19 protein-coding genes are annotated in these 25,772 nt (G+C 66.5%); 6 read left to right on the top strand and 13 right to left on the bottom strand.

The features are described 5' to 3' along the window. Positions 1–101 precede the first annotated feature (101 nt). From NG696_RS13345 to NG696_RS13335, 3 genes are all read left to right on the top strand, one after another. A complete protein-coding gene (locus NG696_RS13345) occupies positions 102–1,028 on the top strand; it encodes a LysR substrate-binding domain-containing protein (RefSeq protein ID WP_252568667.1) in 927 nt (308 codons plus the stop codon). 107 nt (positions 1,029–1,135) lie between these two features. Beyond that, positions 1,136–1,561: an aspartate 1-decarboxylase gene (panD, locus tag NG696_RS13340; RefSeq protein WP_252568668.1), complete on the top strand. Its 426-nt coding sequence runs from the start codon at positions 1,136–1,138 to the stop codon at positions 1,559–1,561. Between the two features lie 51 nt (positions 1,562–1,612). Beyond that, the gene (locus NG696_RS13335; RefSeq protein ID WP_252575761.1) at positions 1,613–2,539 is read left to right on the top strand and encodes an AEC family transporter; all 927 of its coding nucleotides are present in this window, start codon (positions 1,613–1,615) and stop codon (positions 2,537–2,539) included. Between the two features lie 211 nt (positions 2,540–2,750). On the opposite strand, the gene NG696_RS13330 is transcribed toward NG696_RS13335, so the two are convergent. The 9 genes from NG696_RS13330 to NG696_RS13290 all read right to left on the bottom strand — a co-directional run bounded on the left by NG696_RS13330 (position 2,751) and on the right by NG696_RS13290 (position 16,649). Further along, complete coding sequence (locus tag NG696_RS13330; protein ID WP_252568670.1) at positions 2,751–5,390, bottom strand: trehalase-like domain-containing protein; 2,640 nt, start codon at positions 5,388–5,390, stop codon at positions 2,751–2,753. A gap of 333 nt (positions 5,391–5,723) precedes the next feature. Further along, a complete protein-coding gene (locus NG696_RS13325) occupies positions 5,724–7,838 on the bottom strand; it encodes a hypothetical protein (RefSeq protein ID WP_252575960.1) in 2,115 nt (704 codons plus the stop codon). 5 nt (positions 7,839–7,843) lie between these two features. After that, on the bottom strand, positions 7,844–8,929 hold the full coding sequence (locus tag NG696_RS13320) for a glycoside hydrolase family 130 protein (protein ID WP_252568671.1): 1,086 nt from the start codon (positions 8,927–8,929) through the stop codon (positions 7,844–7,846). A gap of 3 nt (positions 8,930–8,932) precedes the next feature. Then, entirely contained in the window at positions 8,933–9,865 is a 933-nt protein-coding gene (locus NG696_RS13315) for a carbohydrate ABC transporter permease (RefSeq protein ID WP_374208697.1), read from the bottom strand. Position 9,866: 1 nt separating this feature from the next. Beyond that, positions 9,867–10,832 (bottom strand): carbohydrate ABC transporter permease, encoded by a 966-nt coding sequence (locus tag NG696_RS13310; RefSeq protein ID WP_252568672.1) that lies wholly within the window; start codon positions 10,830–10,832, stop codon positions 9,867–9,869. 12 nt (positions 10,833–10,844) lie between these two features. Continuing rightward, positions 10,845–12,152 carry an extracellular solute-binding protein gene (locus NG696_RS13305; RefSeq protein ID WP_252568673.1) on the bottom strand — a complete coding sequence of 436 codons (1,308 nt, stop codon included), beginning with the start codon at positions 12,150–12,152 and terminating at the stop codon, positions 10,845–10,847. A gap of 35 nt (positions 12,153–12,187) precedes the next feature. Further along, complete coding sequence (locus NG696_RS13300) at positions 12,188–13,264, bottom strand: LacI family DNA-binding transcriptional regulator (RefSeq protein ID WP_252568674.1); 1,077 nt, start codon at positions 13,262–13,264, stop codon at positions 12,188–12,190. A gap of 148 nt (positions 13,265–13,412) precedes the next feature. Further along, positions 13,413–14,402 carry an LLM class flavin-dependent oxidoreductase gene (locus NG696_RS13295; RefSeq protein WP_252568675.1) on the bottom strand — a complete coding sequence of 330 codons (990 nt, stop codon included), beginning with the start codon at positions 14,400–14,402 and terminating at the stop codon, positions 13,413–13,415. Between the two features lie 207 nt (positions 14,403–14,609). Further along, entirely contained in the window at positions 14,610–16,649 is a 2,040-nt protein-coding gene (locus tag NG696_RS13290; protein WP_252568676.1) for a PxKF domain-containing protein, read from the bottom strand. A 204-nt stretch (positions 16,650–16,853) separates the two neighbouring features. Here NG696_RS13290 and NG696_RS13285 point away from each other — a divergent pair, with 204 nt between their 5' ends. The 3 genes from NG696_RS13285 to NG696_RS13275 all read left to right on the top strand — a co-directional run bounded on the left by NG696_RS13285 (position 16,854) and on the right by NG696_RS13275 (position 19,861). Then, positions 16,854–17,027: a hypothetical protein gene (locus NG696_RS13285; protein WP_374208698.1), complete on the top strand. Its 174-nt coding sequence runs from the start codon at positions 16,854–16,856 to the stop codon at positions 17,025–17,027. A 4-nt stretch (positions 17,028–17,031) separates the two neighbouring features. Then, entirely contained in the window at positions 17,032–18,738 is a 1,707-nt protein-coding gene (locus tag NG696_RS13280) for a helicase HerA-like domain-containing protein (protein WP_252575758.1), read from the top strand. 130 nt (positions 18,739–18,868) lie between these two features. After that, positions 18,869–19,861, top strand: coding sequence for a hypothetical protein (locus NG696_RS13275; protein ID WP_252568678.1), 993 nt, complete (start codon positions 18,869–18,871; stop codon positions 19,859–19,861). Between the two features lie 494 nt (positions 19,862–20,355). On the opposite strand, the gene NG696_RS13270 is transcribed toward NG696_RS13275, so the two are convergent. From NG696_RS13270 to NG696_RS13255, 4 genes are all read right to left on the bottom strand, one after another. Further along, positions 20,356–20,661 (bottom strand): hypothetical protein, encoded by a 306-nt coding sequence (locus NG696_RS13270; RefSeq protein WP_252575755.1) that lies wholly within the window; start codon positions 20,659–20,661, stop codon positions 20,356–20,358. Positions 20,662–20,875: 214 nt separating this feature from the next. Further along, a complete protein-coding gene (locus NG696_RS13265; protein ID WP_252575754.1) occupies positions 20,876–22,912 on the bottom strand; it encodes an NHL domain-containing thioredoxin family protein in 2,037 nt (678 codons plus the stop codon). Continuing rightward, the gene (locus NG696_RS13260; RefSeq protein ID WP_252575751.1) at positions 22,912–25,062 is read right to left on the bottom strand and encodes a bifunctional copper resistance protein CopD/cytochrome c oxidase assembly protein; all 2,151 of its coding nucleotides are present in this window, start codon (positions 25,060–25,062) and stop codon (positions 22,912–22,914) included. Before NG696_RS13260 ends, NG696_RS13265 begins: the two co-directional genes overlap by 1 nt. A gap of 114 nt (positions 25,063–25,176) precedes the next feature. Then, positions 25,177–25,464 (bottom strand): HU family DNA-binding protein, encoded by a 288-nt coding sequence (locus NG696_RS13255; protein WP_056341443.1) that lies wholly within the window; start codon positions 25,462–25,464, stop codon positions 25,177–25,179. Positions 25,465–25,772 lie beyond the last annotated feature (308 nt).

Here is a 25,772-nt window from a genome sequence, read left to right as displayed (position 1 = left end):
TGACGGGGGTAACTCATCCTCATCAGTATGCAAGCGCACTTGCATTAGATAAAGTGACTACTTCTAATTAGTATTCATTAGATTCGTCAAGGAATGTGGTCATGCTCGATGTCCGGCGCCTCAGGCTGCTCCGCGAATTGAAGATCCGGGGCACCCTGGCGGAGGTGGCGGAGGCACTGCAGTACAGCCCGTCGTCGGTCTCCCAGCAGCTTGCCCTGCTGGAAAAGGAAGTGGGCGTGGAGCTGCTCCGGAAGACGGGGCGGCGAGTACAGCTGACGCCCCAGGCCGAAGTCCTGGTGGCCCACACCGCCCAGCTGCTCGAAACCATGGAGCAGGCGGAAGCAGACCTGGCGGCGTCGCTTACCACTGTCACGGGAACCGTCCGGATTGCGGTGTTCCAGTCCGCGGCCCTGGCGCTGATGCCGGACACGCTCTCGCGGATGACGGCGGAGTACCCTGAGGTCCGGATCGAAATGATCCAGCGCGAACCCGAAACGGCACTTCATGAGACGTGGGCGCGCGATTTTGACCTGGTCATCGCCGAACAGTATCCGGGCCACGCCGCCCCGCGGTACCCGGAGCTGGACCGCATCAAGCTGACCACTGACGCGATCCGGCTGGCCGTTCCGCCGGCCGCTCCCGGCCGGCCGCCCATCACGTCGCTGGAGGATACTGCCGCGCTGCCCTGGGTTATGGAGCCCCGCGGCGCGGCCTCCCGGCACTGGGCAGAGCAGGCCTGCCGGAGTGCCGGGTTCGAACCCGATGTGCGCTTCGAAACAGCCGACCTCCAGGCGCAGATCAGGCTGATCGAGTCCGGAAATGCAGTGGCGCTGATGCCGGACCTCGTCTGGACCGGCCGCGGTACCACCGCCCTGTTGCTGGACCTGCCGGGCAATCCGCACCGCACCGTGTTCACATCGGTGCGCCGCTCCAGCGCGCAGCGGCCGGCCATCCTCGCCGCCCGCGAGACGCTGGCAGCCACCGCCACCTCAGTAGCAAGGACGGACGACGGCGGCGCATCCAGTTAGGTGCCGGATCGCCCGGCCACTTGCCGGGCAGTCGGGGAAACAGTCTCCGCCGCCATGTTCAGTGCGTCACAGCGCGATCCGGGTGCCGACGCTAGACTAGGCGGGTTATGAATCGCACAATGTTCAAGTCCAAAATCCACCGGGCCACCGTCACTCACGCCGACCTGCACTACGTAGGATCGGTCACTGTTGACCTGGACCTCCTGGATGCTGCAGACATCCTTCCCGGCGAGCTCGTGGCCATCGTGGACGTGACCAACGGTGCGCGCCTGGAGACCTACACCATCGCCGGCGAGCGCGGCTCCGGTGTCATTGGCATCAACGGGGCAGCCGCGCACCTGATGCACGAGAACGACGTTGTCATCCTGATCACCTATGCCCAGATGACCACGGAAGAGGCCAAGGCCTACAACCCGAAGGTTATCCATGTGGATAAGGACAACAAGATTGTCCGGATCGGAAACGATCCCGCCGAGGGCCTCACGCCGGGCCTGATGCGCCCGCCGTTCGCCCTTAACAACGCCGCCCTGTAGCCGGAGCGTGAGCCCGGGCAGACACCGCCGCCGCAGCCTCGGAGGCTCTTCTTGGTAGGTGTGCTGCAGGGCTTCTTTGTTGTGTGGTTCATCATCATGGTGGGCTGGTTTGTGGGCCGCCAACGGATCCTGGGCGACAACGCCCGCCAGGTCCTCAGTGGCCTGACCTTCTTTGTGGCCAGCCCTGCCCTGCTCTTCGAGACCCTCAGCAAGGCGCAGCTGCGGGAAGTCTTCGCGGAACCGTTGCTGGTCACGGCGGTGTCCGCCGTCTGCACCGCCCTTGTCTCCTTCAGCATCGTGAAGTTCGTTCTGAAGCGCGAATTGCCGGAAGCACTGATGTCCTCGATGGCTGCTTCCTTGGCCAACTCCGCGAACCTTGGCATCCCCATCGCCGTCTACGTCCTGGGCGACGCCAGTTACGTGGCGCCGCTGCTGATCTTCCAGCTGGCGTTCTTCACACCGATTTTCCTGATGATTCTGGACGCCAGTACAAGCTCACACCGCACCACGCCCTGGGGATTCATTCTTATGATCCTGCGGAACCCGATGATTGTTGGCTCCGGCCTGGGCCTGCTGGTGGCGGGGACGGGCTGGCAGGTTCCGCCGCTGCTCCTGGAGCCGATCCACCTCATTGGCGGTGCCGCGATTCCGGCCATGCTGATCGCGTTCGGCATGAGCCTGAACGGCAGCCGGCCATTGCAGGCCGCCGCCGGCAGGCGCGTGGACACCCTCCTGGCCAGCGCCTTCAAACTTGTGGTCCAGCCGGCCATCGCCTATGTTTTTGCCCGCTTTGCCGTAGGGCTCGACGGCCCGGCCCTGTTCGCGGCCGTCGTCGTGGCGTCCCTCCCCACCGCGCAGAACGTCTTTGTAGCCGCCAGCCGCTACCAGACCGGCCTCACCGTGGCCAAGGACACCGTCCTGATCACCACGGTGGTGGCGGTGCCCGCCATGATCGGCGTCGCCCTGCTGCTGAACTGATTTGGCTGCTGACCCTGCTGCTGAACTGATTTGGCTGCTGAACTGACCAGCGGCTTGCGCCCTCCGGTAGGTTCCCGCGTCACGCCAGGCAGGCTTTAATCCCACGACGGCGGCGCCCAGCGCGAAGTTCCGCGGCAGGCCGCCGTCGTGCTTCCCAAATACGTGCCGTGCGTGACAAACCGGCGTGGTGACGCGGGCGGGACCCTACAGGCTACGGCCTTTTGGCCTCTGGCTTGTGCCGGTCCAGGATCCTGGCACAGCGGATGAACCCCAGGTGCGAGTAGGCCTGCGGGTGGTTCCCCAGGTGTGTCTCCGTGCTGGGATCGTATTCTTCGGGCAGCAGGCCGGTGGGGCCGAAGAGGTTCACCAGCTGGTCGAACAGGTCCCAGGCCTCCTCGATCCTGCCCACCGCAACGTACGCCTCAATCAGCCAGGTGGTGCAGATGTGGAAGCCGCCCTCCAAACCCGGCAGGCCGTCGTCGTACCTGTACCGGAACACGGTGGGACCCACCCGCAGTTCCCTTTCCACGGCGGTGACGGTGTCCAGGAACCGCTGGTCCGTGACATCCAGCAGGCCGGAGAGCCCGATGTGCAGGACGGCTGCATCCAGGTCCGGGCTGTCGTAGGCCACCGTATAGGACGCGGCCGAGTCATCCCAGCCTTCGCGCAGGACTTCCTCCCGGATGGTCCGGGCCGTGGGTTCCCACGACGGGTCCGGCGCCCTGCCGTGCCGGGCGGCGGTCCGGAGGGCGCGGTCCAGCGTCACCCAGCACATCACCTTGGTGTAGACGTGGTGCCGCGGCGGGCGCCGGGCTTCCCAGATGCCGTGGTCCGGCTCGTGCCACCGGGCCAGGACGGCGGCCGCCATCTGCACCAGCAGGTCCCAGTGCTCATCCTCGAGGGCACCATTCCGTGAGCTGACGCCGTGGATCAGTTCAGCCACCGGCCCGAAGACATCCAGCTGGACCTGGTGGTCCGCGGCGTTGCCGATCCGGACCGGCCGGGACCCCGCATACCCGGGCAGGCTGTCGATGACGGCCTCCGTGGACAGCGGTGCCCCCGTCACCGAGTACAGGGGATGCAGCCATTCCGGCCCCGGAGCATGTTCAAGGATCCGGCCCAGCCAGCTGAGGAACCCGGCCGCCTCCGCCGTGGAGCCCAGGTCCACCAGCGCGTTCACCGTCATGGACCCGTCCCGCAGCCAGCAGTACCGGTAGTCCCAGTTCCGTGTGCCGCCGATTCCTTCGGGCAGGGACGTGGTGGGCGCGGCCAGCACGGCACCCGTGGGCTCGTGCACGAGGGCCCGGAGGACCAGCGCTGAGCGGCGGACCAGCGATGGCTTCACCGAGGGCAGCTCCAGTTCCTGCACCCAGAGCCGGGCGTGGAGCGCCACCCCCGCCCGCCGGTCCGTCTCCCCACCGGGGTCCGCCAACGCGGGCTCGGTGTCGCCGCAGCGCAGGTTGAGGACCACCGGTCCGTCCTGGAGGTTGACCGAAGCGGTGGCCGTGGCGTGGAGGCCGTCCGAGGTGATGGTGAAACTGACGCCCGGGGCAAAAAGGAAAATGGGATCGGAGGTTCCCACCACATGGAGTTCATCGCCGCGGGCCTCCATGCTGAACGGCGCGTTGGCGTAGTCCGGCCTGGGTGCGAAGACGATCTTGGCGCCGCCGGTGCCGGAGAGTACCCGGACCAGGCTGGTGATGCCTTCCGGTGCCGGCTCCAGGTAGTCCGTGACGGTCACGTCCGCCCAGCGCGTCTCCACGATCATGGTGCTGTCCACGTAGCGCTGGCCCAGAACCTGCGAGGACTTGAGTGGCTCAACGGAGAAGTGCCCGGCGGCGTCCCCGCCCAGGATGTGGGCGAACAGCGACCCTGAATCCGGGAGCGGGTGGCTCATCCAGCAGACCTTGGCATCCGGAGTGACCAACGCGGTGGAGGATCCGTTGCCGATCATCGTGTGCCGCTCGAGCCCTACTGCGTCCTCGCCGAAAAGCCAGGCCCGCCGCAGCTCAAACAGGAGGGCCAGCACGCGGGCGAAGGATTCCGGGTCCCGCAGCCGGTGCGAAGCACGGGTCTCCCCCGGCCCCACGCGCAACCCCAGGTCCGGACCGCGGAGCGTGGCGATGGCCAGTTCGTCGCTGTAGGCGTCCCCGGCATACAACGCGGCACTGGCGCCCAGCCGGGACCGGAGGTTTTCCAACGCGTCGGCCTTGGCCGGTTCCAATACCGAGAGGTCCAGGACCGAACCGTCCACGATGAAGAACAGCCCATGTGCCTTGGCGATCTCCCGCGCCGTTTCCGTCACCACCTGCACCACCTCCGGCGAGGCGGGCCGGGTATGCACGGACACGGCCACTGGCTTCCGCTCGATCCAGATGCCCTCCTGGAAACCCACGGCCTCTGAAAGCGCGGTGCCTACCTTGTGGAGAGTGGCTTCGGTGGCGAGGTCCTGGATGTGGGCGAAGGCCATGTCCGACTCCGCGCCGTGCGAGCCGATGAGATGCACCTCCGCGGGCAGCCGTGACACTGCGGCGAGGTCACGCAGCGAGCGCCCCGAGATGACCGCGGCATGGGTGTTGGGCAGGGCGGCCAGGGCGCGAAGCGCGATCGCAGCGCTCCCCAGGGGAAGGGTCTCCGTGGAGATTCCCTCCGCGTCGCACAGTGTTCCGCCGTAGTTGCAGGCCACCAGCAGCCCTGGGACGCGGGCGAGGACCTTCAGTTCGGCCAGGAGGGTGGGCGTGAAACCTTCGTCCGCCAGGTCCGACTGGATGAACGTCCGCAGCACGCCCAGCGGCAGCGATCTGGTCAGCAGGGCGGAATCCGCCACGCTCTGGTTCAACGGAGTAGGCATGTGTAACCCCTTAGAACAGAACCCGGCCCGGAAAGGCAGCCGCTGGATTATCTGGCGGACTTCCGGGTGGTGCCCCTCCCCGGAAGTCCATGCGGAATTCCAGAGGGGGCAATTGTCATTCTCCGCCCGTGTGGTTTCCCCCGAAAGTCCCCCGGATTGCGGCTGTGTAAAAGTCGCGGACGCGGGTGACGGTCCGGCCGTCACGCGGCGCATCCTTTTGGACCACGACGGCGGTTCCGCCCGCGTGATTCCGGGGAACCCGCCGTCGTGCCTGCCAAAAACCGTGCCGGGCGTGACGCCGGTCAGCCGGTCCGTCCGGCGCTCAGCCGGCGCTCAGCCGGCGGTCAGCGTCACCAGCGTGAAGCCGCCCGGGGCCACCGTGACGCGTCCGGACGTGGTGCCGGCATTGTTCCTGGGGCCCTTGACCGGCTGGCCGGCGGAGTCGTACTGGCGCTGGACCAGCACAAACCCTTCCGGCACGCTCACCTGCTGCACGGTAGCGGACTTGGCCGCACTGACGTACAGCGTGGAGTCGCCGCCGGACCCGGAGACCCTGACAGTGGAGATCCGCGGCTGGATCAGGAGTGCGTCCAGTGCCGCCTGGCCGTCGGTGCTGGCGGTGACCGAGGTCAGGCCGGCAGCGAGGGCGCGCCGCAGGGTGAACGGGATGAGGATGCCGGGGGCATCGGTGATGCCCTGCGCCCCTGCCCCGCCGTTGGCCGTGGTGCCGAGCAGGCCCTTGGCCGAGGTCCAGGTGGTGGTGCCCGAGGGCGCAATTGCCTGGTTCACGATGGGGAAGACATTGCTGGGCTGGTCCGCTGCCGGCAGCGGGATGGAAAGACTGCCGCCGGAGTTCAGGTCGACATATGCCCCGCCGGAGATATTCGCTTCGCCGGTCCAGGACGACGGCGGCCGCACCACGGTGCCGCTGCCTGTGATGGTGCCGGCCTCGGCTTCCACCACGCTGAGTCCGTTGGTCCCCTCGGTCACGCTGATCCCCAAGGCTTTGGCCCGGAGGTCCGGGTCGGCGTCGAGGGCCAGCATGGTGAGCAGGGCGTGGATGGTGGATTCGGCGCCGGAGTTGGGGTTGATCCGGCCGTCCGTTTCTATCCCGTCGATGGCCGTGCCGGTGGCCGGGTTGTAGGCGGGAGCGCCGTTGGGGTTGGCGCCGAAGAACCAGCCCGCGGCGATGGCGGCCACGTCCAGGAGGCCCGGGGCATCGGCGGCTTCCGCCGTCGCCACCAGGCTTTGGACGCGCGAGTCCACGCCGTACGCGATCTGCGCCTCGCCGGGAGCGGGGCTCCACGCGTTGTCCGGGCCACCCGCTGCGAGCAGCTGCGGGGTGAACTGCGCGGTGTCCTTCACGGCTGCCGTCAACAGGTCGGGCCGGTCCAGGACAGTGGATGCGGTGGCAACAGCGGCCGGAGCCATGCCGCCCCACGCATGCCAGAGGCTTTGGGACTTGTTCCACGGCATGATGGCGCCGAACGGCCATTGTGTGGCCGAGCCGGAAGACATCGCGGCCACGCCCTCGCTCAGCTGGGAAAGCGCCGTGGCGGCCACGGCATCGGACGGAACGGTCTGCACATAGGCGGCCAGGCCCAGCACGGCCTCGGCGGAGGCATCCGCGCCGCCGGCGATGAGCCAGGCCGGGACCTGGACGCCGTCGGCGGTGTCGAACGTGCCGTACTTGGCGAGGGACTGGCGGTTCAGTGCGCCCAGGGAGAGGTGCAGCCGGTCCTGCAGGAACGCGGCGAACTCCGGATCGGACTCGGCAAGCCCTGCGAAGCCTTCGCCCAGGGCCCAGACCGTGCGGGCCAGCCAGTAGGATTCCGCGGAGTCGGACGGATCCGGCAGTTCCACGGGAATGGCGCTGGGGTTCAGGCTGCCGTCCGCCTGCTGCCAGAGGATGACGTTGCCGGCGTTCGGGCCGTCCACCGTTTGCAGGTAGGTGAGCGTACGAAGGTTCTGGAAGGCGTGCTCCTTGCTCGCCAGGTCCCCCGTCTGCTTCCAGTGCCGCAGGTACACCACGGCGGCGCGGGCAATATCGTCAGCGTTGTAGGCACCCTGGGTCCAGTCACCCGTGGCCGGGTCCAGGTCGCCGCCGCCCACCCTGGTGTAGCTGCCGTCGTCGTTCTTGTCGGCGTAGGTCCACGGCGCTTCGGCCTCCGGGTCCTGCTCCAGCTGGTAGGTGGTGTGCCCGGCCACCGGAGCCAGCGGAACCGTGTCCAGCAGGAAGTCCAGGTGGTCCAGGTTGGTCAGGCTGCCGCCGTCAGCCAATGCGGGCGACAGGACAGGCGCCGCGGGTGCCGCAGGTGCGGTGACAGCGCTGGCAGACGACGGCGGCGCGGCAGGGGCCGCCGTGATGGCACCTGCCTGCAGCGAAACAGCCAGCAGGGAAACGGCCGCCGCCGTCACCACCGGCCGCGTGCCCTTCGGTGAAAGCATCACCGTCAGACCCGGTCCAGTTTGGCCACACCGATTTTGGAGTCGGCCATCCCGTAGAACACAAACAGCTGGTCGCCGATTTTTTCGATCGCGGTAGGGAACACCACGTTCGGCACGATCCCGGAAATCTCGTCCTCGGTTTCCGGCGCCAACAACGGCTTGTCGCTGCGGGCGATGACCCTGGACGGGTCATCCGCGGACAGGATCATGGCCGCGGCGGTGTAGTTGACGTTCTGCTGCTGCTCGAAGGCAGAGGCGGCCATCTTGCCGGCCACGCCGTGGTGGATCAGGAGCCAGCCTTCGTCCACGCGGATGGGGGGCGGGCCGCCACCGATCTTCAATTCCTCAAAGGGGAACTCGCTGAGGGCCACCAGCCGGTGCTTGCCCATGTGCACCAGGTTGCGGAGGTCCCGCTCGACGTCGGCCACGGCCACGTAGGAGATCCAGATGCCGGGGCGGTTGTCCGTGACGCCGGCGGGCAGGTGCTCGCCTTCGCCGGGGCGGATCCAGCCCAGGTCCCACATGGGGCGGTGCAGCATCGCGTAGGAGGGCACGCCGTCGGGGTCGTTCACCGGCTCCGGGAAGAACACCGCATCCTTGTTGGGAAACAGGTTCAGGTCCATGGAGAGATCAGCCTGATACTCGAAGAAGCACGGGCCCAGCCGCTCCCAGTTCCTGAGGTCCTCGGAGTGGGCGAACGCCAGCCGCGGGCCCAGCGGGCCGTACGCCACGTAGGTCATGAGGTGCTTGCCCAGGGCCGGCACCCAGGTGGTGCGCGGATCCTCGGTTCCGGCGTTGTTCATGCCGCGTTCCCAGCCCTCATCCGGGGCCAGCACCACACCCTCGCGTTCCACGCCGGTGGGGACGCCGTCGTCGTTGATGATCACCTTGGCAAGCCCCACTCGGGACACGTTCCCTCTGGCCACCAGCCGCGGGAGCAGGTACAGCTCGCCGTCGGGGCCGCGGCCGCTGGCGGGGTTCAGGACGCCCTCGGCTTCGAGGTCGTTGCCTGGCTCGGGCGTCATGATGACGCCGGCGCGGGTGAGGGCGAAGGGGACGGTGGGCAGTGCTGAGGTCTGGGGGGAGGTCATGGATTAGCCCTTTACGCTGGAACCGATATTGGTCGAAATGAACTGTCGCTGGAAGAAGATGAAAAGCGCGACGGCGGGTGCCGCCAGGACGCAGGCGCCGGCGAGGATGGCGCCGAACGGGTTGCCAGCCTGACCTGCGAGGTTGGAAATGAAATTGGCCAGGGACACGGCCAGCGGCTGCAGGGACTGGTCCTTGGTGACAAGGAACGGCCACAGGAACTCATTCCACGGACCGATGAAGGTCAGCAGCACGGCCGTGACAATCGCGGGCCGGACCAGCGGGATGGCGATCTGCCACAGGATCCGCAGCTCCGAGGCGCCGTCGATCCTGGCGGCCTCGAACAGCGTCGACGGGAGCTGGAGGAAGTACTGGCGGAAGACGAAAACGGCGGTGGAGTTGATGGCGAACGGCAGGATCATGCCCAGGTAGCTGTCCGCCAGCCCGTAGTCGCGGACGATCATCACGTACAGCGGGATGAGCAGCAGCTGGAACGGGATCATCTGCACCAGGAGCATCATCCCGAACACCACGCCGCGGCCACGGAACTTCATCTGCGCCAGGGCGTACCCCACCAGCAGCCCGAAAATCACCGTGAAGAAGATGACGCCGCCAGTGAAGATGCCCGAATTCAGCAGGCCCCGGAAGAGGTTGATGGAGCCGTTAATGTCCGCGTAGTTCTGGCCGGTGATGTTGGCCGGATCGGGGAAGGCGCCGAACACGGAGGTGTCCGGGGAGGCCTGCAGGGACCCGATGAGCATGTAGTAGAAGGGGAAAAGGAAGACAAAGGCGCCCAAGGCCAGCAGGATGAAGCTGCCCACGCCGAGGTTGCGGCGCTTTTCCACGCCCGAGTCGGGACGCAGGGCGGGTTCTGGTTGTTCCGGATGCCGGCTGGCGTCGTCGTCGTTCTTGGCGTTCTGCGCGTTGGTGACTGACATGTCAGTCCTCCTTCCCGCCCACGAGGCGTTTCTGGATCAGGGCAATCAGCAGGACACCGATCACCAGCACCACGCCCAGCGCGGCGGCGACGTCGGGATTCCCTTGCAGGATCCCCTTCTGGTACATGATGAACACGGGCGAGGCCGAGGCACCGTCCGGGCCGCCGCCCCCGGTCAGCAGGTACGGCTCGGTGAAGAGGTTCGCGCCGGTGATGGTGGCGAGCAGGGTCACCAGCACGCTGGCCGGGCGGACCCCGGGGACGGTGATGTTCCAGAACTGGACCCATTTGTTGCCGCCGTCCACGGCCGCCGATTCGTATAGCTCATCGGGGATGTTCTGCAGCGCCGCCAGGTACAGCAGGATGAAGAACCCCAGCTGTTTCCACGTCACGTAGAGCGCGACGGTGGGCATGGCCAGCCACGAGTTCACCAGCCAGGACGGCGTGGGTGCCAGCGGCCCCAGAACGGTGTTCAGCAGGCCGTTCTCCTGGAAGAGGAAAAGCCAGACACCGACGACGGCGACACTCGCCGTCACGTACGGAACGTAGTAGCTGAGCCGGAAGAACGTCTTGAGCCGTGTGACACGGTTCAGGGCGTTCGCCAGCAGCAGCGAGAGGCCCACGGTGAGCGGGACGTTGATGACGAGGAAGACGCCGATGTTCAGGAAGGAGCGCTGGACGGTGGGGTCGGACAGGATGGTGATGTAGTTTTCCAGCCCAACGAACGGCCGGTCCACCTTGACCCGAGGGGCGGTGAAGAAGAAATCGTGGAACGAAATATAGACGGCGTAGCCGAGGGGAAACGCCAGGACACCCAGGATGTAGATGATGTAGGGGGCGCTGAACAGCAGGCCCAGCGGCTGGGGGCCCAGGAAGTTCTTACGCTTCCTGGGCACCAGCCGCCGGTCCGCCGTCCCACCAGCCGGTTTCCCCGTGACGGGGTTGCCTTCAGGGGAGCGGAGTGACATTGGTGGTCACCGCTACTTCTGGGCTACCAGCTGGTTGATCTTGTCCGCGGCGCCCTTAAATGCGGTGTCGATGCTCTCGTTGCCGAAGATCACAGACTTGGCGTAGGCCGTGCGGAACGTCTGCCACACCTCTACCGAGTTGGGCACGTTGGGGACCTCAACGGTCCGCGCCGCCTGCTCGGCGAACTGGGTGTATGCGGGGTTCTTGGCGAAGTAGTCCGGGTAGATGGTGGGAAGGTCCTTGCGCATGGGCATCTGGCCGGTGTCCGTGAGCAGCTTGCCGTCCTGTTCCTTGCTGGTGGCGAACTTCATGACCTCCCATGCCGTGCCCTGGTTCTTGCACGCGGAGTACAGGGCCACATTCTTGGCATCAGAGAACGTGAACGTGTCAGACTTTGCCTCGGCGGCCGGGACCGGTACGGCTCCCCAGTTCAGCTTGTCCTTGTAAGCGGCTATGGCCCACGGACCCGCCAGCGACATGGCTGCCTTGCCCTCGAGGAACGAGTCACCCTGGTAGACCTCCTTGGAGGCGAGCTTCTCCTTGTAGAGCGTCTGGAACATGGTGGCCACCTGCTTGCCCTGTTCGCTGTCGAACGTGGCCTTGCCGTCCTTCACCAGCGGGGTGCCGTCGGAGTTGGCGGCATAGAAGGAGTAGAAATCGAACCAGGCCTGGAAGAAGTCGCTTGCCGGTGAGGGCCAGATCGCGTTGGGGGCAACCCCAGCGGACACCAGGGTCCGGGCGGTGTCCAGCAGTTCCTGGTGGGTGCCCAGCTTGGGGTTCTCCGGGTCGAGCCCGGCCTTGGCGAACATGTCCTTGTTGTAGAACAGGACCACCGGATTGGACTTCCAGGGCAGCTGGTACATCTTGCCGTCCGCGGACTTGTACTGGTCCGCAAGGTCACCGGTGCGGTCCTTGATGTACTGGGCACCGTCCGGGAACTCGTCCAGCGCAACCAGGCCGCCCTGCTTCTGGAACTGCGGGACGGCCACCGGAGCGGTGTTGAACACCAGGCAGGGCGCGTTGCCGGCGGTGATTGCCGCTCCGATGACTTCCTCGGAGCTCTTGCCGGCAGGGATTTCCTGGGCGTCGATCTTTTCGTCCGGGTGCGCAGAGTTCCAGGACTCCACCATCGCCTTGCCCCACTTCACCTCGAACTCGTTGTTCGAGTACCAGATCTTGATGGGGCCCTTTGCGGAGATCGCCGAGTCAGCGCCGCCACCTCCGCCCCCGCCACCACCGCCGCAGGCAGCCAGGCCCGCCCCTATTACGGTCAGGGCGGCCACTGACAATATTCGCGTGGCTTTGGTAAAGCGCTTCATTGCGACTCCTTGGTACTGGTCCCGGTGGGGAACTTCTACTGGTTGGTGTGCTTTTTTGCTTGCTTTGGGGATTGCTGGGGGGCTGGCTTGGTGGTTATGGATGGGACGGGGCCGGTGGAGGCGCGGATCAGCAGGGAGGGTGCCTGCAGGTCCGTATCCTCACCGGAGTGGGTGCCGTTGAGCTGGTCCAGGAGGGCCTGCGCGGCAACTCTGCCCCAGCGCATGGGGTCAGTGGAGATAGTGGTGAGGGGCGGGTTGAGGTACTGGGTGAACTCTGCGTTGTCGTAGCCGGTGACTGACAGGTCACCCGGGACGTTCAGGCCCTGAGACTGGGCGAAGGACTGGCCGGACGTCGCCATGAGGTCGTTCGCATAGACAATCGCGGTGGGGCGGTCCGGCCGGCAGAGCAGTTCCGCGGTGGCGGCCACTCCCCCGGGCGCCGTGAAATCAGCCTCCGCGAACAGATCTGCGGCCAGGCCAGCAGCGGCCATAGCCGACTCCCAGGCCTGGCGGCGGCTGCGGCCGTGGATGTATTCCTGGGCGCCGCCCACATGGCCGATCCGGACGTGCCCCAGGGCAAGAAGATGTTCGACGGCGGCCGTGATGCCGTCCGTGTCATCCATGGACACCGCCGGGAACGGTGAGTCCGCATCCGGCCTGTTGAGCGTCACGGCGGGGAGCTTGAGCTCGCGCAGCAGGCCGATCCGGGAATCGTTGTGCCGCACATCGGTGAGGATCACACCGTCCACGCGGCCGCCGTCGGCCAGTTTGCGGTAGGCCCGCTCTTCGGCGCCGGGGGCGGTGGCAACGCTCAGGACCAGGGTGTAGTCGTGCTCGGCGAGGGTGGTTTCGATGCCCGCAATAAAGGCCGGGAAGAAGGGGTCCGTGCCGAGGAGCTTCGGATCGCGGGCCACCACCAGGCCCAAGGCGTAGGCCTTCGCGGAGGACAGGCCCTTGGCGCGGAGGCTCGGCTTCCAGCCAAGCTCTTTGGCGACCTGGAGGATCCGGCCCCGGGTGGCGTCGCTGACGCCGGGCTGGTTGTTCAGCGCATAAGAGACAGCACCCTTGCTGACGCCGGCCGCGTTGGCGACGTCGCTGATGGTTACTGCCATGATGTGGGGCCCTTTAGGTTTCGAGTCCGGTGACTCGCGCCACTGAACCGGTTCAGTAGACTCAACTTAACCGGTTCAGCTGACGGATGTCAAGGGCCCGGCGTACCTAAAGATGCGAATCGCGCCCCGCTTGCTGGTGGCGCGGGACCTAGACCCGGGCCAGCCCGGCAACCTCCGCCAGCAGTTCCACGGAGCGGATCCTGGCCTCGGTGCCGGTGTTCTGGTGCGCCACGATGAGTTCGTCGGCGTCGGAGTGCTTGGCGAACTCATCCAGGTAATCGATCACCACGTCCGGGGTGCCGATGGCGGAGTACGTCATCATCTGGGACACGTGCTGGCCCTGCGGGGAGTCCAGGATCATGTCCGCCTCGTCGTCCGTGAACTCGCGCCCGCCGCCGAAAAACAGCGAGACGCGGGCGCGTTTGGTGGCCTGGAAGGTCTCCTGCGCTTCGGACGCGGAATCGGCCGCGATCACGTTGACGCCGGCAATAACATGCGGGGAATCCAGTTGGGCCGACGGCTTGAACTCGCGGCGGTAGACGGCCACGGCGTCCTGCAGGGCGGTGGGGGCGAAGTGCGACGCGAAGGCGTACGGCAGGCCCAGCTGGGCGGCCAGGCGGGCGCCGAACAGCGAGGATCCCAGGATGTACAGCGGCACGTTGGTGCCCTTGCCTGGAGTGGCTTCGACGGCCTGGATCCGCGTGGGGCCGGTGAGGTAGCCCTGCAGCTCCAGCACGTCCTGCGGGAAGCTGTCTGCTGACATCGGGTCCCGGCGCAGCGCGCGCATGGTGTTCTGGTCACTGCCGGGGGCGCGGCCCAGGCCAAGGTCGATCCGGCCCGGGTGCAGCGTCTCCAGGGTGCCGAACTGCTCGGCGATGGTCAGCGGCGAGTGGTTGGGCAGCATAATCCCGCCGGCGCCCAGCCTGATGCTCTGCGTGTGGGCCGCCACGTGAGCGATCAGCACACTGGTGGCCGACGACGCGATGGAGGCCATGTTGTGGTGCTCGGCGTACCAGATCCGCCGGTAGCCCAGCTCCTCGGCCCGCTGCGCCATGGCCACGCTGCCCGCGAAACTCTCCGCCGCCGTCTGGCCCTTGCCGATGATTGCCAGATCAAGAATGGAGAGGGGGAGAGTCACGTCAGTGCCGGCCTTTCAGTGCGTTGCGTCGTGGTGAGCCGGCCGGGTCGCGGCGGGCGCACTGTGGACAACGACGGCGGCACTCCGGTTATTTCGGCAGGCGGCGGTGGGGTGCCCCACACTGGTGACGCGGGAGACTTGGCGGCGCGCGCAGGGGCCCGGCCTGACGGCCGGACCCCTGCGCGGTGGTGCTGTGGTTGTGCCGGTTTACTTCAACTTGAAGTTCGCGGTGATGAAACTGCCATCAGCCGCCGTCATGGTGAGCCGATAGCAGGTGCCTGCACCCGTCGGTGTCTTCCAGTTGTAGATGAACTGGCCAGCGGTGGCGTCGTAGCGCAGGGAGGTGTTGCCGGTGGCCGTCACTTCAATGTCATCCATGAATTCCAGCGTGCACTGGATCTTGGCTGCGGCGAAGGACACCAGGCCGGGGTCTGTCAGTTCCCTCGTGCCCGCGAACACCTCGAACTTGGCCGGGATCGTACTGCCGCCCTTGACCGTGTTCAGCACGCCGTTCATGTCCACCGGCTGGTAGAAGCCCTTGAGCGTCCAGGCCAGCACGGTGTAATCCTGCGTTACCGTGGTCCGGTTCCCTGCGTTGTCTGTTGCGGTGGCGGTGACGGTGTGCGGGCCAACCGAGGTTCCATAACCACTGACCACGCAGCCCGCCAGCCCGGACAGTGCGTCCGAAGCGATGCACGTTGGCGCGGGCGCCGTCGCACCGTAGTAGCCGGTATTCACGGTGGAGCTGAAGGCAACGGACGGGGCAGTCTTGTCGATCTTGAAGCTGCTCTGGTCCGCTCCAGCCGGGGTCACGTTTCCGGCCACGTCCTCGAACGCCGGGCTCTGGACGACCACCGACTCGCCTTCGCCCTCCGAGGTCACGGTCTTCGTCGCGGCAAGCGGGCCCGACGTATCATCGGTTCCCGTGAAGGTGGCCACCACATCGCTCCTGAACCAGCCATTGGTGCCGGCCGTTCCGGTCACGCCGGTGTAGGAAACTTCCGGTGCTGTCTTGTCGATCTTGAACGAGTGGCTCGCGTTGCCGGCCAGGGTGGTGTTTCCGGCGTTGTCCTGGAATTCCGGGCTGAGAACGGCGACGGCGGATCCCTCACCGGCGGAGCTTACAGTCCCGGTTGCAGACGCCGGGCCCGAGGTTGCGTCGGTTGCCGTGAACAGGGCCAGGACGTCAGAGGTGTACCAGCCATCGTTGCCCTCGGTGCCCGTTGCGCTGGTGTAGCTGACCGTTGGCGCGGTCCCGTCCTTCTTGATGCTTACGGTGACCGGGCCGGCGCTGCCTCCGCTGCTGGTGGCTGAGCAGCTGTAGTCCCCCGGCAGCTGGTCCAAGGAGATGAGCTCGTCCGCGCAGCCCACGAGGCCCAGCGTGGTGGGTGAATCGGACTCGGTGACGGTCCAGTCAAGGTAGACCTCGCTCCGGTACCAGCCGTCGTAGCCGTCCGGTGTGGCGGGGCTGAGCGTGTAGCTGATCTCGGGGGCGGAGGCATCAACGATGCTGTAGGTCACCGAGCTCTTGACGTAGATGCCGCCGCCGTCTGTGTAATCACAGCTGGCTTCCTGGGATCCGACGCCGGTGGCGGCGTCAGGGCCCGTGATGGCGCTGAGCGTAACGGGCAAGGAGCTGGGCCCGTCTTCGGCATCGGTCACATTGCAGACGGCAGCGGGGACGGAACCCTTGGCGTAGGATCCGCCGTTTTCAACGCCGGTGATGCTCAGTACGGGCGCAGCGTTGGAAGGCGCGGGAGCCGTTACGTTCACAGTGAACGTTGCCGGAGCCAGGTTGAACGTGCCTGGCGAGTTGTTGGTGGCGACGGAAGCTGTCACCGTGGTTGAGCCGGCCTTGAGAGGTGCGAGGGTCAATGACACACCCGGGGCCCCACAATCCAGTATCACGACGCTAGCGGGGCTGACAGTTGCAACGGACGGGTCGCTCGACACCAGGTTCAACGTGACCGAATAGGCGTTTTTGACGTTGCAGCCATTCTCGCCGTCGCTGTTTCTGGGCTGAATCTGAAGGCTGGTGGTTCCGTTGACACCGACATTCAGCGCCATCACCTCCGCAACGGGGTCGATACTTCCATCAAGCGTGTTGGAAATGTCGTCGGCATACACCACGCCGGCACTTGCCAGCAGCAGGCTTCCGGCGGCCACAACGGCCGCGGCCCTCAACCCTGCATGCCGTAGCAACTTCTTCACCGGTCCCGCGTCCTGACTTACCGCTGAAAAGTTCATGGAATGCCCTCCCTCATGGCAGTGCGGCCAGCCTTGGACGCAACGTAGTCTCACCGTAGGTTGGCCATCCGCCGGGCACACGCGTAATCGCCACCCGTCTTTCTGCCGCGAGTACTCGTTTTCTGAAGGTCCTTCCGGCGCACTACTTGGTTTTGCCCGCCGAGGCCGCGGAATCACGCCTTTGAGTTCCTACAGCCAGCCGATATGACCTCCCTGCTGGCGCTGGCAGCCTGCTCGGACCCCGGTCCCCGCCAGCCCGCAGCTAAGCATCTGTACCTCAATACCGGGTATCAGGCCAAGTTCGATCTTGAGGCGGATCCGGAGATCATTAGGTCTCTCGCGTTCACCAAGAATCTCCCGGCGGCCCCGCTAAGCTAGCGGCATGGCCAACAAAACCACTGCAGAAAAACTCGCCACCATCCAGAAGGGCTACACCCTGGAAGGTGCCACCATCGAGTTGGGTGCCGCCATTGTGGACAGCGAACTCCACAAGGAAGCCCAAGTCCGCCTGCCGCTGGCAATGATGAACAGGCATGGCCTGGTGGCCGGCGCCACCGGCACCGGCAAGACCGTCACGCTGCACATGATGGCCGAGCAGCTGTCCGCTGCCGGGGTTCCCGTGTTCCTCGCGGACATCAAGGGTGATCTTTCAGGCCTGGCCACAGCGGCCGCCGGCAGCGAGAAGCTGAAGGCGCGCACCGACAGCATCGGCCAGGCCTGGGCCGGCAAGACGTTCCCGGTGGAGTTCCTGGCCCTGGGCGGCGACGGCAACGGCATTCCCGTCCGTGCCACCATCACCTCGTTTGGTCCCATCCTGCTCTCGCGCGTTATGGAGCTCAACGACACCCAGGAATCCAGCCTGCAGCTGGTCTTCCACTTTGCGGACAAGAACAACCTTGAGCTGATCGACCTCAAGGACCTCCGCGCGGTCATCCAGTTCCTCACCTCGGACGAGGGCAAGGACGAGCTGGAGGAACTGGGCGGCCTGTCCAAGGCCACCGCCGGCGTCATCCTCCGCGAACTGGTGAACCTGGAAGCGCAGGGCCTGGAAAGGTTCTTCGGCGAGCCTGAGTTCGACACCGCGGAGCTGCTCCGGACCGCCCCGGACGGGCGCGGCGTTATCACCTGCCTGGAGCTTCCGACGCTGCAGACCAAGCCGATGCTGTTCTCGACCTTCCTGATGTGGCTGCTGGCTGACCTGTTCGAGGACCTCCCCGAGGCCGGCGACCTGGACAAGCCCAAACTGGTGTTCTTCCTCGATGAGGCCCACCTGCTGTTCAACGGCGCATCCAAGGCCTTCCTGAACGCCATCACCACCACAGTCCGGCTGATCCGTTCCAAGGGTGTGGGGATCTTCTTCGTCACCCAGACCCCCAAAGACGTCCCCGCCGACGTCCTGGGCCAGCTGGCCAACCGCATCCAGCACGCCCTCCGCGCCTTCACCCCGGAGGACGCCAAGGCCCTGAAAGCCACCGTGTCCACGTTCCCGATGAGCGATTATGACCTCGAGGAGACCCTTACGTCCGCGGGGATCGGCGAGGCAGTCATTACCGTCATGAATGAGAAGGGCGCCCCGACGCCGGTCGCTCACACGCGCCTGCGCGCCCCGGAATCCGTCATGGGCCCCAGCACTGAGGAGCTCATCAAGAGCACCGTCGGCGGGTCCGCATTGCTCACCAAGTACGGGACCGCCGTGGACAACGTCTCCGCCTACGAGAAACTCACCGGCAAGGCCGCGGCTCCCACCGGCGGAGCCGTGCCGGGTGAGCCCCCGGTTCCGGGGACTTCCGGGCAGCCAGGTTCGGGACAGGCCGACGTCGACGCCGAGGCCCGAAGGATCGAAGAGGAAATCCTGGGCCGGCCCAGCAGCCGTCCCGCGCCGGATCGTGGTGCCGGCACTGATGCGCCCGCGCGGCGTGCACCGGAGCCTGCGGCCCCGGCCGGCGGCGGGATAGGGGGCGACATCGCCGGAGCACTCGGTGGGGCACTGGGCGGTGGGCTGAAAAGTATGGTCCGTTCCCTGGGCACCCAGCTTGGCCGGGAGCTGCTCCGCGGCGTCTTCGGCACCTCGTCCCGGCGCCGCCGGTAGGCAAAACCGGACGATGTCCCGCCTTGGACTTCCCGCCTTCGGGCATCAGGAAAGCCGCCGCACCCCGCTACATGGGGCGGCGGCAACACCTGTGTTCAGCGGGCTTGCAGGTAACGTAAGGGAAGTGCAGATGAGTCAGGCGTTGGTGAGGATGGCAGCAGGGTGGCTGCTTGGCCTCATGCTTGCCGTGGCCGCGGCCATCGTTGGGGTCAACGTGGTGAACAATACGGTGGCGAGTCCACAGCAGCCTGTCCGGGAGTATCTGGACGCCCTCCACGAGGGTGACGGCGGCAAAGCGCTGGGCCTTTTGCGGGCCACGGTGCCGCCCAGCAACGCCGCCATGCTCGACGGCACAGCGCTGCAGACGGCCTCTTCCCGGCTGGCGAACGTCACTATCGGCGATGCCGAGGAACGCTCCGGCAACCAGGTCATGGTGCCCGTGCAGTACACAATCGATGGCAGCAGGCTTCGCACCGAGTTCCTGCTGGAGAAGACCGGCACGGAATGGCTGTTCTTCAACACGTGGGCGTTTGTGCCGTCGCGGCTGCCCACGGTGGGCCTGACGGTGGTCAACGCCAGCGAAGCCAACCTCAACGGCGTCCCGGTGAACATGCCCCAAGGCAAAAATTCGTTTGCCGTGTTCTATCCGGGCGAATACGAAGCCTCCCTGAACGGTGAATACTTCGCCGCGTCCGCCACACGCGCCACGGTGACATCCCGCGATGTCCCGGCGGCTCCGTTGAACCTGCTGACCGAGGCCACCGACCAGCTGCGGAAGGATGTGGGCGCGAAGGTACAGGAGTTCCTGGACACCTGCGCCGCCGAAGCCGTGAAGCAGCAAAAGCTGCAGCCGGACTGCCCCTTCTACTTCGCCAGCACCAACAACGTGGACGACGGCACCATCAAGTGGACCATCACGGAGTACCCGGAGATATCCATCGAGCCCTTCGACGGCCGCTGGGTGGTTGCTCCCCTCGACGGGAAGGCCAAGGTGGAGGCGGTCCAGCAGAGTTCCTTCACGGGCGCCTGGTCCCCGCTCAACGAAGAGGTGGACTTCAGCTTCACCACCCGCCTGGACGTCGCCGGCGACACCATCAGGGTCACCCCGCTCCTGAGCTACTAGCTCTAGCCCCGGCTACCGACGGGCCTCGTGTCACGCACAGCACGCCTTTGCCGCTGCTGGGTGCGCCAGCCCCTGAGTTTCCGGGGTTCCCCCTCCGCCGACCAGCCAAAAGCCTGCTCTGCGTGACGAGAAAGGCGGTGTGACGGGAAGGCTGCGTGACGGGAGCCGTTACCGGCGCCTGGCCAGCACTGACAAGACCTGCCCCACCATGTCCGCCGGCGAGTAAACAACGTCCGCGTAGTAGTACCGCAGCGCGGTGTAGCCCTGGACCACCGACTCGTTTGTTCCGGCGATGGTCTTTCTTCACCTGGGTCCACTCGGCATGTTGCCGGCCGTCCAGCTCCACCACCAGCCAGCCCTCCAACAGGAGATCAACCTGGCCCACACGCGTAAGGTGGGCCTGGGTTTCCACGCGGATCCCGGCCTGCCGGAAGTAGGTCCGGGCCAAGGTTTCCAGGAGCGAGCCCGAACCCCGGTCCACCCACCTCAGGACCTCACGCGCAGGGCCGTTCCGCTTTCCTGGCAGCCGGGCCCGCAGAAAGTCCACGGTCATTTCGCCCCACCATCACCAAGGACTCGGCAAAGCGCAGGCACCGCAGCGCGTGGATGAGGACATCGGCCAGTGCGGCCACGGGCCTGTCGGGCTGCGGTGGCAGCAACAGGCCGGCATGGTGGATCCCGTTGCCGGTGACCGCTTCGGCCCTGCGGTGATGCACATGCAGCGCGCCCGAGGACGGCAGCGACCACAACCCATGGAAGGGCGCGGCGCTGGCACACGTCAGGAGTTGGCGGTTACGCAACAGGCCCACAAGCTCTGACGGCGCCGTCGGGAGGGCATAGAGTCCCCGGTCCGAGCACGCTTTTGGCCACGGCCGGCGGCCTTAACCCCGGAAATCCGCGTTCGGGCCAGCCCGCGGCGCGCAAAAGGCTGCCTCCCGTGACATCAGGTCACAGAAGGCAGCCTCCTCACCGGCTCAGCAAGCCGGCGCCGCAAAGCCGCAGCGGCGGCGGTGATCAGTCCATTCCGCGCAGGTCCAGGACCAACTCGGTGTCGCCGTCGTCCGTCAGGAGAACGGGGATGCCCCAGTCCTGCTGGTACAGGTGGCAGGCGGCGTGATCGGGAATCTCGCCGTCCGCATCTTCCGGTCCGTCGCAGGCCGCGGCGCGGGCGGTGATATGCAGGACGCCCTCCGGAATCCCGGAAGCCAGTTCCAGTGTCCGGAGCAGGCCTACGGAGGTTCCGCCGCCGGCCACGAGCAGCTCCGGCGGGGTGGAGGAGATCTTCAGCTGCGTGGGATCGCCCCAGCGGTCGTCGAGCTTCTGCCCGGTGGGTGCGGTGAAGCGCACGGTGAGCTCGAGCAGCCCGGGGGCAACCGGGCTCTTGGGCCGGTGGGTCTGCGAGGCCCCCTCGTCCACCTGCTGGGCTTCCTTGGGGATGGGCACGTAGACCAGCTGGTGCTTGTTGGCCTCAACCACCACCAGCAGCGGCTCCGAGCCCGCGGCGTGCGTGTGGTCCACAATCACGTCGGAGGGTTCGGAAAGTCCGCGGGCCAGCGTGGACACGGTCCCCGCGGCGGGGTCGAAGCGCCGCACAGCACCGTTGTAGGTGTCGGCGATGGCAATGGAGCCGTCAGGCAGGACCGTGACGCCAAGGGGGTGCTGGAGGCGTGCCTCGGACGCGGGGCCGTCGCGGAAACCGAAGTCGAACAGGCCCTTGCCCACGGCAGTCTCCACGGTGACCGTGCCGCCGCCGTCAATGACCAGCTTGCGGAGGGCGGAGGTTTCGGAGTCCGCCACCCAGATGTTGCCGTCGGCGTCCTCGGCAAGGCCGGAGGGCTGCGCGAACCAAGCCTCGTGGGCGGGGCCGTCCAGCAGGCCTTCCAGGCCGTTGCCGGCAATAATTGCCACGGCGCCGGTGAGGGGCTCGAAGCTGAAGATCTGGTGCGTGCCGGCCATGGCGATCACCACGGCGTTGAGCTTGGTGGACCAGACGACGTCCCAGGGCGAGCTGAGGGACACTTCCAGCGGGTGCTCGCTGAGCTGGCCCGTGAAACCGGCAGCGTCCTCGTCCACCCGGGCGGGGCCGGTTTCCAGCAGGCGCTGCACGCCGTTGCCAACAATCGTCGTGGCCTTGCCGTCCGCCAGCGAGAGTCCCCGGAGGCGGTGGTTGACCGAGTCTGCAATGACGACGTCGTAGCCCGCCTTCGCTGCCACCTCTTCGGGAAGCAGCACGAGGCCCTGCGGCTCGTTGAACCGTGCGGTGGGCTCGACGGAGTCGACGGCGGCGGCCGGGCCGTCAGCGTGTCCCTTGGTCCCGGAGCCGTAGGTGCGCAGCACCGTCTGGAAGTCGTTGCCCAGCTCCACGAGACGGTGGTGGCCGGTGTCGGTTACCAGCCAGGAACCCCCGGTGGCGGTATCCGCGGCAGCCGGAGTCCCGCCGTCGGACGTTCCCTGCGCGCCTGAACCGGGTCCGGCGGAACCGCGCCCGGTCGGCAGGAACAGCGCCTTGCCGGGGAAGCGCAGCGTGCCCGAGGTGGCTTCCGGCGCCACATACGGGCCGGAGCCGCGGTGCAGCGTGCCCTTGGCCTCGTGCTCGGCGATCAGCTCGGGGATGAGCACGGCCAGGCCGTCAGCGTGGCCTTCACCGGACAGGTGGGCCACGATGTAGCCCTCGGGGTCGATGACCACCAGGGTGGGCCAGGCGCGCGCCGTGTAGGCCTTCCAGGTGTCCAGCTCGGGATCGTCCAGGACGGGGTGATGGATCTCGTAGCGTTCCACGGCGGCGGCCAGGGCAACGGGATCTGCTTCATGCTCAAACTTGGGCGAGTGCACGCCCACGGTGACCAGGACGTCGGAGTACTGTTCCTCAAGCGGGCGCAGCTCATCGAGGACGTGCAGGCAGTTGATGCAGCAGAAAGTCCAGAAGTCGAGCAACACGATCTTGCCTCGCAGGGCTGCGAGGTCCAGCGATTTGCCGCCGGTGTTGAGCCAGTTGCGGCCCACCAGTTCGGAGGCGCGGACCCGGTGTTGGGTGCGTACGGTTTCGCTCATCAGCGTCCTTCCAGCTTTGAGTTGCGTTCAGCCAATCTGGCATCGCGTTCAGCCAATTTGGCAAACATATCGTTGTAAGCGGTGAGATCGGCGTCGTTATTCCTGTCCGCCGCCCGATCCACGCGCTTGGTCTCCCGTTGATCGGACCGGGACCACATGATGGCCACGCCAAGAGCCACCAGGAGGGTGGGGACTTCGCCGATGCCCCAGGCCACGGCCCCTCCCATTTGCTGGTCCAGGAGAGCGGACGGCCCCCAGGCGCGGCCAAGGTTGCCGAAGTAGTCGGCCGCCAGCAGGCTGGTGCCGCCCATGATGGCGACGCCGAAGAACGCGTGGAAGCCCATGGTCGCCAGCAGCAGGAGCAGGCGCATGGGGTACGGTGCGCGGCGGGGCAACGGGTCCGTGCCGATCATGCTCAGGATGAAGATGTAACCCGTGAGCGAGAAGTGAAGGATCATGAGCTCGTGGCCCACGTGGTCCCGCATGGCGAAGCCGAACGCGTCCGAGTAGTAGAACAGCACGATGGAGCCCGCGAAATTGGCCGCCGCGAAGATGGGGTGCGTGACCAGTTGGGAGAACTTGGAGTGGATAAACACGAGCAGCCACTCGCGCGTCCCACGGGAGCCGTCGCCGCGGGCAGGCAACGCTCGCAGGGCCAGCGTCACCGGGGCGCCGAGCACCAGGAAGATGGGGGCCACCATGGTCAGCGCCATGTGGTCCACCATGTGCGCGGAGAAGAGGATTCTGCCATATACCGACGGCGGCCCTGACGTGATGTACGTCAGCACCAGGAGGCCGATCACCCAGTTCACGGCGCGGAACCACTGCCACTTGTCGCCGCGTCGAAGCACCTTAGCGACGCCCAGGAAGTAGGCCACCAACCCGAAGAGCACCACGGCGACCCAGAGCCAGTCAAAGCGCCACTCCGTCAGCCAGCGTTCCGGCGTCAGTTCAGGCGGCAGCTCGTAGCCGGTGAGGATGAAGGCCGGCGACGCGTCCGGTGCAAACGTGGTGGGCTGCGGCGGTGCCGACCGGCTCAGGGCGACGGCGATGCCGGAGGTGGCTCCCATAACGACGAGTTCCACAAGCACCAGCTGCCACAGCACGCGGCGTGAGGACATTGCCGAGCCTTTGCGGCCCAGTTGGGGGATCACCCATTGCCGGTGCATTAAGCCGATGCCGCCAAGGACCAGGGTGGCTGCCGATTTTGCGAGGATCAGTTGGCCGTAGGGGGAGCCTAGGAGGTCACCCCAGTTGGTGATGCGGATGCTGGCATTGATGACGCCGGAGGCAAAGACGAGCACAAACGCAAAGCCGGCCAGGGAGGAAAAACGCCGCAGCGTCGGTTCGGTGATGTCGGCGGCGGTCCCGGGCTTCGAACCGGTCAGGATTCCGGAGAGCAACGCCAGGACGACGATGCCGCCAACCCACGCACTGACGCCCACAAGGTGCAGGCCCAGGGAGTTGATGGCGCCTTCGTGGTCCGACGAGCTTGAGGAGTGGCCGATCAGGGCGGCGGGAACCAGCCCGGCCAGGGCCAATATCAGCGTGAGCGCCAGGCCGCCCAGGGATCTGACGCCGAACAGCGCGGTGGTCACCACGGCCGCGATGATGGTCACTGTCAGCCATGCCCGGCCGGTCTCGATGTCCGTCATGAAGTACACCAGGGCGCGGGTGAACTCGGCGTCCCCACCGACGGCCTGGCCGGCGACGTCTGAGTAGGTGAGGACCAGCACGGCCACCGCTGACAGCGTCCAGGCAGCACCCGCAGCGGCAGCAATGGCCAGCGCCCGGGCGAAGGCCGGATGTTCCGGAGCGTCGCCGTTGTGGCTCCGTGACCGGGGACCCGAGGATCTAGGGAGGATACCGACGGCGAAGATCAGTCCGCCGATCACCGTCGCCAGTGCCACGTTGTGGATGGCCTTGCTGACAGGAAGCCCCCAGCGGACCAGGGCTCCCGGGTCAGAGACGTCACGGGCCGCAGAAGCGCCGGAGAAGAGGAGCGCCGCCGTCAGTCCCAAGAAGAGGGCTGCAAGGCCTGCGAACTGCCACGGCCGGGAAATCCCCAAGACGCCGCCACCCCGGGCCGAGGCGCCCCCGACGGGGCCTGGTTGGGGTGCGGTGGGACGGGATTTTGCTGCAGAAGGCACCTATCCATTCTCCGCTACGGGTGCCCACGCGGCGAATCGGCTTAAAGCAAAGAAGCGGCAACCCTGAGGTTGCCGCTTCTTTGCTGCTGTTGCTGTTGCTGTTGCTGAAGAAGACTACTTCTTCTTGGCGACTGCAGCCTTCAGCTTGGAGCCGGCGGTCAGCTTGACGCTGTGGCCTGCTGCGATCTGGATGGTCTCGCCGGTCTGCGGGTTGCGGCCGGTGCGTGCTGCACGGTCGGTGCGCTCAACTGCGAGCCAGCCCGGGATGGTGATCTTCTCGCCGGCGGCGACGGAAGTCTCGAATACCTCGAACAGTGCATCGAGGACGGAGTTGACGGCTGCCTGGCTGGTGCCGGCCTTGCCTGCTACCTCTGAAACAAGTTCACTACGGTTCTTAGCCATTGATGTCCTCCTGGACGGTCACGATTTCTGGAGCCTGAACGCGGCATGCGTGCAAGCCACTGTTCGAAAACTTACCAGCTTGGGCCCGCGAGGTCCGCAAATTCCGCGTGTTTCCGCCACTTTTTGACTCAAATCACCGGATTTTAGGGGGATTGCGGGGGAATTGCGCCCACAGCGGACGCTCCTGCAGTTCCTGCAGTGTTCCGGCGGACGCTCTCGCACTTCCTGCGCATTTCGGGGTGACGCTCTCGCAGTGGTCTGTGTTCGGGGTGCGGTTTCCGACGGCGGCGGGGTGCCTGGGGTGCGCA

The sequence above is a fragment of the Pseudarthrobacter cellobiosi genome (assembly GCF_023913755.1).
Taxonomy (GTDB): Bacteria; Actinomycetota; Actinomycetes; order Actinomycetales; family Micrococcaceae; genus Arthrobacter; species Arthrobacter cellobiosi.
This window is presented reverse-complemented; position numbering and strand designations above follow the sequence as displayed.